Annotated in this window: 8 protein-coding genes and 1 pseudogene; 3 read left to right on the top strand and 6 right to left on the bottom strand. The window is 69.1% G+C overall.

Features of this window, described 5'->3' with window-relative positions:
* The 6 genes from VGD44_RS23080 to lptF all read right to left on the bottom strand — a co-directional run.
* A partial coding sequence (locus VGD44_RS23080) for an rRNA adenine dimethyltransferase family protein (RefSeq protein ID WP_331090732.1) occupies positions 1 to 465 on the bottom strand: 465 nt, incomplete at its 3' end.
* The gene (gene pdxA / locus VGD44_RS23075) at positions 462 to 1,466 is read right to left on the bottom strand and encodes a 4-hydroxythreonine-4-phosphate dehydrogenase PdxA (protein ID WP_331090731.1); all 1,005 of its coding nucleotides are present in this window, start codon (positions 1,464 to 1,466) and stop codon (positions 462 to 464) included. The genes pdxA and VGD44_RS23080, both read right to left, overlap by 4 nt.
* Positions 1,463 to 2,818, bottom strand: a complete 1,356-nt coding sequence (locus VGD44_RS23070; RefSeq protein ID WP_331090730.1) for a peptidylprolyl isomerase — start codon at positions 2,816 to 2,818, stop codon at positions 1,463 to 1,465. Before VGD44_RS23070 ends, pdxA begins: the two co-directional genes overlap by 4 nt.
* Before the next feature lie 42 nt (positions 2,819 to 2,860).
* On the bottom strand, positions 2,861 to 5,182 hold the full coding sequence (locus VGD44_RS23065) for an LPS-assembly protein LptD (RefSeq protein WP_331090729.1): 2,322 nt from the start codon (positions 5,180 to 5,182) through the stop codon (positions 2,861 to 2,863).
* 95 nt (positions 5,183 to 5,277) lie between these two features.
* Positions 5,278 to 6,381, bottom strand: a complete 1,104-nt coding sequence (locus VGD44_RS23060; RefSeq protein ID WP_331090728.1) for an LptF/LptG family permease — start codon at positions 6,379 to 6,381, stop codon at positions 5,278 to 5,280.
* Positions 6,378 to 7,523, bottom strand: a complete 1,146-nt coding sequence (gene lptF, locus VGD44_RS23055; protein ID WP_331090727.1) for an LPS export ABC transporter permease LptF — start codon at positions 7,521 to 7,523, stop codon at positions 6,378 to 6,380. The genes VGD44_RS23060 and lptF overlap by 4 nt, the downstream gene beginning before the upstream one ends.
* 128 nt (positions 7,524 to 7,651) lie before the next feature.
* Here lptF and VGD44_RS23050 point away from each other — a divergent pair, with 128 nt between their 5' ends.
* From VGD44_RS23050 to VGD44_RS23040, 3 genes and pseudogenes are all read left to right on the top strand, one after another.
* The gene (locus VGD44_RS23050) at positions 7,652 to 9,100 is read left to right on the top strand and encodes a leucyl aminopeptidase (RefSeq protein ID WP_331090726.1); all 1,449 of its coding nucleotides are present in this window, start codon (positions 7,652 to 7,654) and stop codon (positions 9,098 to 9,100) included.
* Position 9,101: 1 nt separating this feature from the next.
* Positions 9,102 to 9,560 (top strand): DNA polymerase III subunit chi, encoded by a 459-nt coding sequence (locus VGD44_RS23045; RefSeq protein ID WP_331090725.1) that lies wholly within the window; start codon positions 9,102 to 9,104, stop codon positions 9,558 to 9,560.
* Positions 9,557 to 9,777: pseudogene (locus tag VGD44_RS23040) on the top strand (proteinase inhibitor i78); the annotation flags it as partial. The gene VGD44_RS23045 and the pseudogene VGD44_RS23040, both read left to right, overlap by 4 nt.

Raw genomic sequence — 9,777 nt, 5'->3', positions numbered from 1 at the left:
GATCCGGTCCGCCACCTCGCGCTGGAACATCAGCGTCAGCGAGGCGGGCGTCCATGGGCCGGTCAGCCACTTGATGAGCAGCGGTGTGCCGACGTTGTAGGGCAGGTTGGAGACCAGGTGGGCGGGCCGCCCGGCGGCGATGGCGGCCTCGTCGGCCTTGAGCGCGTCGCCGAACACCAGCTCCAGGTTCGGGGCGACGTCCGCGACCTCGGCCAGCAGCGGCCGGAACCGCTCGTCCTTCTCGATGGCGGTGACCTTCGCGCCGGTCTCCAGCAGCGCCCGGGTCAGGCCGCCGGGGCCCGGCCCCACCTCGATGACGTGGTCGCCTTCGCCCACCTGGGCCAGGCGCGCGATCTTGCGGGTGACGTTGAGGTCGAGGAGGAAGTGCTGGCCGAACGCCTTCTTGGCCCAGAGGCCATGCGTCTCCAGCGCCTCGCGCAGGGTCGGCAGCTGGTCGAGGCTCATCTCCTGCGCTTCGCGATCTCGTCGGCCAGGCGGATGGCGGCGATCAGGCTGTCGGGCCGGGCGATTCCGCGGCCGGCGATGTCGAAGGCTGTGCCGTGGTCAGGCGAGGTGCGCACGATCGGCAGGCCGAGGGTCACGTTCACGCCGCCCCAGAAGTCCAGCATCTTCACCGGGATAAGGGCTTGGTCGTGGTAGAGGCAGACCACGGCGTCGTAGGTCGTGCGCACCTCGGCGGGGAACAAGGTGTCGGCCGGGTACGGCCCCTTGGCGTCGACGCCCAGGTCGCGCAGCGCGCGCACGGCGGGATCGACGATCTTCACCTCTTCCTGGCCGATGGTCCCGCTCTCGCCGGCGTGCGGGTTGAGGCCGGCCACGGCGATGCGCGGCTTGGCGATCCCGAAGTCGCGCCGCATGGCCTGGGCCGTGACGAGGCCCGCATTCACGATGGTCTCGATGGTGAGCTTGCCCGCCACCTGACTGAGCGGCTCGTGCACCGTGACCAGCGTGGCCCGCAGGTCGCCGGCGGTCAGCATCATGATCGGCCCGCGCGCGCCGTCGAAGCTGGCGGCGGCGGTGAGCTCGCCCAGGAACTCGGTATGGCCGGGAAACTTGAAGCCGGCCGCGTAGAGCGGCGCCTTGGCGATGGGCGCGGTCACCACGCCGGAGACCGCGCCCGACAGCGCCAGGCCCACGGCCGTCTCGATCCACTGGACGATGGCGCCGGCCGCGGCAGGCGTCGGCTGGCCCGCGACCACGGGCCCCCGCAGCGGCAGGTCGAGGACCGGGATGGCGTCCGGGAAGACGCCGGCGGCCTCCTCGGGCGCGGAAATCGCCCGTACGCTGGCGGCGTTGGCGGTCGGCGCCGAGGCCACGGCCTGGGCGTCGCCGACCACGAGGAACGGAACCTGCTCGCTCCGCAGCGCCCGCCACGCCTTGACGACGATCTCGGGGCCGATGCCGGCCGGATCGCCGAGGCTGAGGGCGAGCGGCCCGGACTTCACTTGGTCTCGATGGTGGCCGAGTTGCGCAGGTCGCGCATGTAGCGCCGCGCGATCATGCTGAGCTGCTGGCCGCGCAGGCGACGCTCGATCTGCTCCTTGTCGGCGATCTCGCCACCGGCGGCCCGGCGGCCGCAGACAGCGACCAGGTGCAGGCCGGCCGACGTGCGGATCGGGTCGGACACCTCGCCCACTTTCAGCTTGTTGGCCGCGTCCTGGAACTGCGGGGCCAGGTCGGCGACCTCGGCCTCGCCCAGGTCGCCCGCGACGACCCCCTGGACCTTGCCGGCCGTGGCTTCCAGCGTCGCGCAGCTGGTGATCTGCGGCTTGAGCGCAGTCAGCTTGGCGCGTGCCGCAGCCTCGTCGTCGGCCGTCGCGCCCTGGGCCAGGGATACGGCCGCCTGCTTAAGGTTCACGAGCGTGGCGCTGCCGCCCGCGCGCTTGTCGCGCAGATAGAGGATGTAGACCCCGTCGCGCACCTGGATCGGCTGCGACAGCTGGCCGGGACGCATCTGCTCGAGCACGGCCTCCACCTCGGGCGGCATTTCGCCCGGGCTGACCCAGCCGGCGTCGCCGCCGTTGGCCGCGGTGGGCAGGGCCGAGAACTGGCGGGCGACGGCCGGGAAGGGCGCGCCCTGCTGCATCTGCTGCACCAGCTGTTGGGCGCCGGCCAGGGCCTGCGGCATGCCGCCCACGCGGTTGGAATCGATCAGCACTTCGCCGATCTGGTACTGCGGCTTGCTGGCCTGGGCGGAGAGCAGGGCCTGGGCGGCCGCGATCTGGTCGTCGCCGACCCGCAGGCGCGAGCCGTAACGGCCCTGGATCCAGCGGCCCCAGCTGATCTGGGCGCGCAACTGCTGGCGCAGGGTGTCCGCGCCGATGCCGCGCGAGGCCAGGAAGGCCATGAACTGCGTGCGGTCCATGTTGTTCTGCTTGGCCATGTCGTCGATGTCTTCGTTGACGTCGTTGTCGTCAGCGATGATCTCGATCTTCTGCTCCTTCTCGACGCGGCGCAGCTCCTGGAACTGCAGGTGCTCGTCGACGAGCGAGATCAGGGCCTCGCGCTGGAATTGAGGCAGGTTCTCCTGGGTGGGCTGTACGCCCGACGTGGCGATGAGCAGGCGCATGCGCTGCGCCAGGTCGTAGGTCGAGACTATGTCGTCGTTCACGACCGCGGCCACGGATTCGGACAGGCCTTGCGGCGGAGGCGGCGGTGCGGGCGCGGCGGGCGCCTCGGCCGGAGCCGTACCGACGGGGGCAGGCTCAGGCTGCTGGGCGATAGCCTGCGGCGCAGCTGCGAGCGCGCAGGCGAAAACCACGCCAAGCGCCGCGGAGCCTGACAGATGACGCTTCATTGACCAGAAATTCCTTCGAAGTATCGCAGTTCGGCGACCATTCTACCGCCCACTGAATGAGCCGCCCAATGTGGCGAGCGTTAGGCGCACAGACACCGACTCGCTGGGTAGCAGACGACCGATGATCGTGTCCTCGCGGCGATAGATCACATCTACCCGCAGGCAGTCGTCCCGATAGAACACGCCCACGTCGCGGATGACCCAGCTGTCCTGCGACAGGTCGCGGTTGCCGTAGAAGCTGACGCCATAGTTCTTGCCGACGTAGACCTCGCCGCCCAGGTCGAGGTTCTCGCGCTTGGCGCCGTTGATGTCGAAGTCGTCCGTCAGGTAGCGGACGAAGCCCGAGCCGTACTTGTTGTAAACGTTGGCTCCGGCCTCGAGCCGGTGGACGTCCAGGCTGTTGCTGTCCAGGCGGGCGCGGGCGAACATCGACAGGCCGCGGATCGGCTGGGCGTCGGCCGCGACGATCCAGTCCGAGGCCTTGGTGCGCAGGCCGCTGCGGTCGGTGAAGACCGCGTTCTCTTCGGTGCGGAAGCTGCGGCCGATCAGGAAGTTGGCGCGCCGCCCGTCATCCCACATCACCGAGGCGCGGCCCGCCACGTTCAGACGCACGCCATCTTCGTAGAGGTCGTAGCCCGGGAACTTGTTCGGCCGGAACAGGGTGGTCTCGTCGAACTCGAAGGCGACGGAGTCTTCGTTGAGGTAGATCGGGTCGCCCGTCGTCGTTCGGCCGATCACCACCTGTTTGGCGTTGGGGGAGGCGGCGATCTGGGCGATGGGCTCCAGCACGATCGTGGCGTCGCTGGTCCGCTTGAAGAACGGGTAGGTGATATCGACACCCGCGGTGGCGAGGCCGCGGGTCATGTTGTCTTTCCGGGTCGCTGAGCCCACGCCGGTCAGGATGTCCTGGATGCGGTAGGCGTCGGCGCGCGCCGTCACGAACGGCTCCAGTCGAAGGCCGGCCGACGAGATGTAGGCGCGCCGCCAGTCGAGCTCGCCGGAGATGCGTGCGCTGTCCAGGCCCGGAAGGCGCTGGGAAAGGTCGGTGGGCGACTGCTCGCGGCTCAGCACCACGGCGCTGGTGTGGGCGCGCAGCCGGCCGCCCAGGATCTTCGGCGCCGGCTCGTAGTGGCCTTCCACGAGCGGTCCGATGATCGGGAACACCCGATCGTTCTCGCCCGAGGCAAAGCCGGTCACCGGGTCGATGGAGCCTGGGCGCAGGCCCTGGATGGTCATCGCCGCGACCGAGAGGTACGAGCGCTCGTCCTGCCGGATCGAATAGATCTGCGAGATCAGCCGGCGGTCGTCGGCGATGTAGGGCCCGCGGCTGATATAGACCTTGCCGACCTCGTACTTGTCGAAGATCAGGTCGTCCGAGGCCCGCTCGGCGGTGAACCCCCAGAGCCATTTCTCGTCGATCTGGAACGACCCGCGGCCCAGGATGTAGCTGCGGTCGGTCGAGGTGCCGGGCAGCTCGTTGCCCTTGCCGTCGAAGTCGCGAGCGTGGGTGTAGCCGAAGCGGATGTCGACGTCGCCCGAGTAGAAGCGCTTGCGCAGTTCGGCGTTCAGGAACGGCGCGATCTTGGTGTTGATCTGCGGGCTGATCGTCAGGTCGGTCGAGGGCGAGATCACCCAGTAGTATGGCTGCTCGTACGAGAGGCCGCGGCGATCCGAGACCGAGGCCTTCGGCACCAGGAAGCCGGACGAGCGCGGCGCGGCCGGGTCGGCGTGCCAGAAGAGCGGCAGGTAGGCCACCGAGACGCCGAACAGGCGGAAGCGGGCGTTGCGGTAGTAGACCACGCGCCGCTTCTTGTCCCGGATCACCCGCTCGGCGGCGATGGACCAGGTGGGCCGCTTGGGCGTCCCATCGGCCGCGCAGATCTCGCAGGGCGTGTAGATCGCCTTGTTGAGCTCTTCGATGTTCTCGTTGCGCTTCGCCGCGCTGGCGGCGGCGATCTTCACGTTTTCCTGCAGGCGGGCGGAGAAGCCCAGCGCGACGCCTGCCACCATCTCGTCGTCGAGCACGATCTCGTCGGCGTACTCGAACGTGCCGTCGCTGTTGATGATCACGATGTGGCCGTAGCCGCGGATCACCCCGGTGCGGTCGTTGTAGACCAGCTTGTCGGCGCGCAGCGTGCGGCCGTTGTAGCGGACCTCGATGTTGCCGGTGGCCGTGGTGAGGCCGACGTCGTCGTCACGGAGGACCTCGTCGGCCTCCATGTACATCTCGTCCTTCTGGAGGCCGTCCGACGGGCCCTTGGCCGTCTGCGCGTGGGCGCACGCCGTCCACAGCAACGCGACCGCGGCGCCGGCGAGAAGGGCGCGCTTACCAGCGGCAGACGGCGAACGCCGACGCGGACTCATCAACCCTCTCGATCCCCTACGGCGCGAAGCTTAGGCAGCGGCCCGGCGGCGCTATTGTGTCACGCCTGCGATGTCTAGCTCCGCAGGCCAACGATTCAACCGTCTTCCGTGTAGCAAAGGAGGGTGACCCCTGCGAGCGCGGCGACGACCGCCGGCGCCCACGCGGCCGCGAACAGCGGAATGATGTCGGCCTTGGCCAGCGCGCCGGCGAACTGGTTGAAGAAGAACAGGACGAACCCGAGCGCCACACCGGCGCCCGCCAGCCCGGCAAGCCCGCCCAGCCGGGTCAGCCGCAGCGAGAACGCCGCCGCCAGGACCGCCATCGCTGCGAAGAGCAGGGGGGTCGCCAGCAGCTGATGGAAGCGCAGCCGATAGCCCGACGCCGAGAAACCGGCCTGCTCGGTGAGCTGGATCGCCTTCGGCAGGCGCCAGAAGGCGATCGCTTCGGGCGAGGCCAGGCTCTCCATGGCCGCCTCGGCGTCGAGGGTGGAGCGGATCGTCAGCGTGTCGGACCGGATCGACGAATCGCCCGCCGTGGCCTCGCGCACGTCCTTAAGGCGCCAGAAGCCGGGCATGAGCGTCGCCTCGCGCGCCTCCAGACGACGACGGAAGACCGGCATGCCGCTGTCGGTCTTCTCGTAGATGAACAGCGACACGCCGCGCAGGGTCACGGCGCCCTGACGGGCGTCGCGGGTCTTGGCGTGGATGACGATCTGACTGGTGGCGTCACCCTGGCGCAGCCAGATGTCCTTGGGCTGGTCGCCCAGGTAGTTGGCCATGATCCGGGCGCGCTGCAGCTCGAACTGGGCGTTCAGGGCGGCCGCCATCGGGTTCAGGCCGCCCACGGCGAAGACGCCCAGCGCCATCGCCGCGCCGGCCGAGGGCAGGATGAAGCGCCAGGCTGAGACCCCGGCCGCCCGCATGGCCACCAACTCGCTGCGCCGGTTCAGGCCGACGAAGGCGCTGATGCCGCCGAACAGGAAACAGAACGGTAGCAGGATCTGAATCAGCGACGGCACCCGCAGCATGGTGAGCTGCAGGATGCTGCTCGCGCCGACGTCGGCGCGCGTGCCCACCTGGCCGCTCAGCTCCACGAACTGGATCAGGATCACGACCGACGAGAGGATCGCGAGCCAGGTCACCACGCCCAGCAGGGTGTAGCCGACCACGTAACGCTCGATGCGGCCCAGGCCCGTCATGCGCGCGCCTCGGCCCGGCCGACCAGCTGGACGGGTCGCTTGGTGATGTCGATGTAGCGGTTGACCTTGCCGCGGAAGATCTGCGCCAGCGCCACCCAGATCGTCGCCAGCGGAACGAGGTACTGCAGTACGTTGAGCCAGGCCTCGTCCTCGGCCCCGGATTGCACGAGGAAACCCACGAGACGGACGCCGGCAGCGGCCGCGCCCATGGCGGCGATCCGTCGACCGTAGCCCAAGCGCGAGAAGCCACCGCCGATGATGGCGTTCAGCGCCAACGCCATGAAGGCGATGTTGTAGAGCGGCGAGGCGATGCGGGCGTTGCCCTCGGCCAGCAGCTGCAGGCGATTTCTCCGCTCCCAGTCCTGCTGCAGGTCCGGGAAGAACAGCTCGTGGAGATAGCGGTCGGAGGGCTTGTAGTGGATCAGCTCGTCGGCTCTTGCGAGCGGAGCCAGGTCGAAGATGTATTCGTCGAAGGTCAGGTAGTTCAGCACCCCGCGACTGGAGAACTCCTGGTTGGTGCCGTGCTTCATGAGCAGTACCGGCCGGCCTTGCGCGCGGCCCACGCGACCCTCGTCCGCGGTGTAGGTGGTGGTCGCCCCGTCCGGCTTGATCTGGTGGATGAAGAGGTTGCGCAGGTTGCCCTGGCCGTCGACGCTCTGGGCGTAGACCGTCAGGCCCGGCGAGGGTTCGGTGAACTCACCCTCGCGCACCAGGGTCGCCGCAAGGTCGGTCCGCACCTCGAACAGCTCCTGGCGCAGCGCTCGGAACGACAGCGGCTGGACGAAGATGTTCATCAGGAGCGCCAGGAAGGCGACCGTGCAAGCCAGACGGATGGCCGGCGAGATCACCCGCCAGCGGCTCATGCCGCCCGCAAAGCAGACCACGATCTCCTGCTCGGTGTGCAGCCGATTCAGCGCCACCAGCGCCGCCACGAACACCGCGATCGGCAGGATCAGATTGATGAGCTGCGGCATGTAGAGCAGCGTGATCTTGAGGAACACGAGCGCGCTCTGGCGCTGGTTCACGATCAGATCGAGGCCCGCCAGGCTCTGGCTCAGCAGCGCGACCGCCGTCAGCGCCAGGGTGGCCAGGGCCACCGGCCCCAGGAGCTGGCGCAAGAGATATCGGTCGATCAAACGCATCGTGCAAAAAGCGGTCCGAGCCCGAGTTTTCAGCGCGCCCCGTCCGCCGACCTGTTCTAAACCATGCGTCGCCGCGGCGCACAACCAGACCGTAGCCGTACGGATAGAGCCCAGAGAGAACACCTACGATGGATATCGAGTTCGTCGCGGCCGGGGCCGCGATTCCCGCCAAGACCGCCGTCGCCCGCATCGTCTTCGAAGGCGACGCCCATGAGGGCGCCATCGGACAGGCGGTGGCCGCCAGCCGGTTCACCGGCGGCAAGGGCCAGACGCTGGACATCCTCGCGCCCCAGGGCCTGGGCTGCGCCCGACTGGTGCTGGTCGGCGCGGGAAAGCGCGACGGCTTCGACGCGATCGGCGCCGAGCATGCCGCCGCCAGCGGCTACAACGCCGTGAAGGCCTCGGGCCTGGAGGTGCTGCGTGTCGAGGGCGCGGGCGCCGCCGAGACAGCCGCGCATGCGGCGCTGGGCGTGCGCCTGGCGAGCTACCGGTTCGACAAGTACCGGACCAAGGAGCCGGCCGAGAAGAAGCCGTCGATCGTCAAGACCGAAGTGGCCACGTCCGAGCCCGACGCGGCGCTCGCCGCCTTCCCGGACCTCGCCGCCGTGGCCGATGCGATCAGCTTCACGCGTGACCTCGTCTCCGAGCCGCCGAACGTCCTCTTCCCGGCCGAGTTCGCTAGGCGCGCCAAGGCGCTCGAGACCCTGGGCCTGGAGGTCGAGATCCTGGGCGAACCCGAGATGATGAAGCTGGGCATGGGTTCGCTGCTGGCCGTCGGGCAGGGCAGCATCCGTGACAGCCAGCTCGTGGTGATGCGCTGGAACGGCGCGGCCGACAAAACGGCCCAGCCCATCGCGTTCGTCGGCAAGGGCGTCTGCTTCGACACCGGCGGCATCTCGATCAAGCCGGCCGAGAACATGGAAGACATGAAGTGGGACATGGGCGGCGCGGGCACAGTCGCCGGCGTGATGCATGTCCTGGCCGCCCGCAAGGCGAAGGTGAACGCAGTCGGCATCCTGGGCCTTGTCGAGAACATGCCGGACGGCAACGCCTACCGTCCCGGCGACGTGCTGACCTCCATGTCCGGCCAGACCATCGAGGTGATCAACACCGACGCCGAAGGCCGCCTCGTGCTGGCCGATGCGCTCTGGTACTGCCAGGACCGCTTCAAGCCGAAGTTCATGGTCAACCTCGCCACTCTGACGGGCGCGATCATCATCGCGCTGGGCAACGACTACGCCGGCTGCTTCTCGAACAACGACGAACTGGCGGACAACCTGCTGGCGGCCGCCAAGGCCGAGGACGAGGGCCTGTGGCGCATGCCGCTGCCCGACGCCTACAACAAGCAGATCGACTCCATGATCGCCGACATGAAGAACACCGGCGGCCGGCCGGGCGGCTCGATCACCGCCGCGCTGTTCCTGCAGAAGTACGTCAACGGCGTGCCATGGGCTCACCTCGACATTGCGTCGACGGCTTGGAAGAAGCCGTCCACCGTGCCGACCATTCCCGACGGCGCCGTCGGCTACGGCATCCGGCTGCTGAACCGGATGGTGCGTGACAAGTACGAGGGCTGAGTTGCCTGAGGCGTCCTGCGAGGTCTGGTTCTACCACCTGGAGCGCACCGGGCTGGACCAGGCCTTGCCGGAGCTGCTCGAGAAGACCCTGCAGCGCGGCTGGAAGGCCGTCGTGCGCTCGTCCGTCCCCGAGCGGATCGAGCACCTGGACGGCTGGCTCTGGGCGTACCGCGACGACAGCTTCCTGCCGCATGCGCCGGCCGACGAGCCCGGCGCGGCGCGGCAGCCGATCCTGCTCACGACCCAGGCTGACAATCCCAACGCCGCCGACGCCCTGTTCCTCGTGGACGGGGCCGAGCCGGGCGACCTGTCGGCCTACCAGCGCTGCGTGGTGCTGTTCGACGGCGGCGACGAGGACCAGTTGCGGAACGCTCGCGCCCAGTGGAGCGCTGTGAAGGCCAAGGGCTTTCCGGTGTCGTACTGGAAGCAGCAGGCGCGCGGATGGGAGAAGCAGGCATGAGGCAGGCGAACATCATCGCGGCGCTGCTCGGGTTGTCGGCCTGTTCGACCGCCCCGGAGTCCGGCCCGTCGCCGCCCGCTGCGCCCCCACCCGCCAACGACACCTGCAACGCGCGCGGCCACCAGCATCTCGTGGGCCGTCCGCGCTCGGAGATCCCGGCGCCGGCAAAGCCCGAGCTGCAGCGCGTGGCCTGCCTCGGCTGCCCGATCACGATGGA

Origin of the sequence: Phenylobacterium sp. (assembly GCF_036402295.1) — a bacterium.
In the GTDB taxonomy this organism is placed as follows: Bacteria; Pseudomonadota; Alphaproteobacteria; order Caulobacterales; family Caulobacteraceae; genus Phenylobacterium.
The sequence above is the reverse complement of the archived record's forward strand: the minus strand, read 5'-3'. Positions and strand labels throughout refer to the sequence as shown.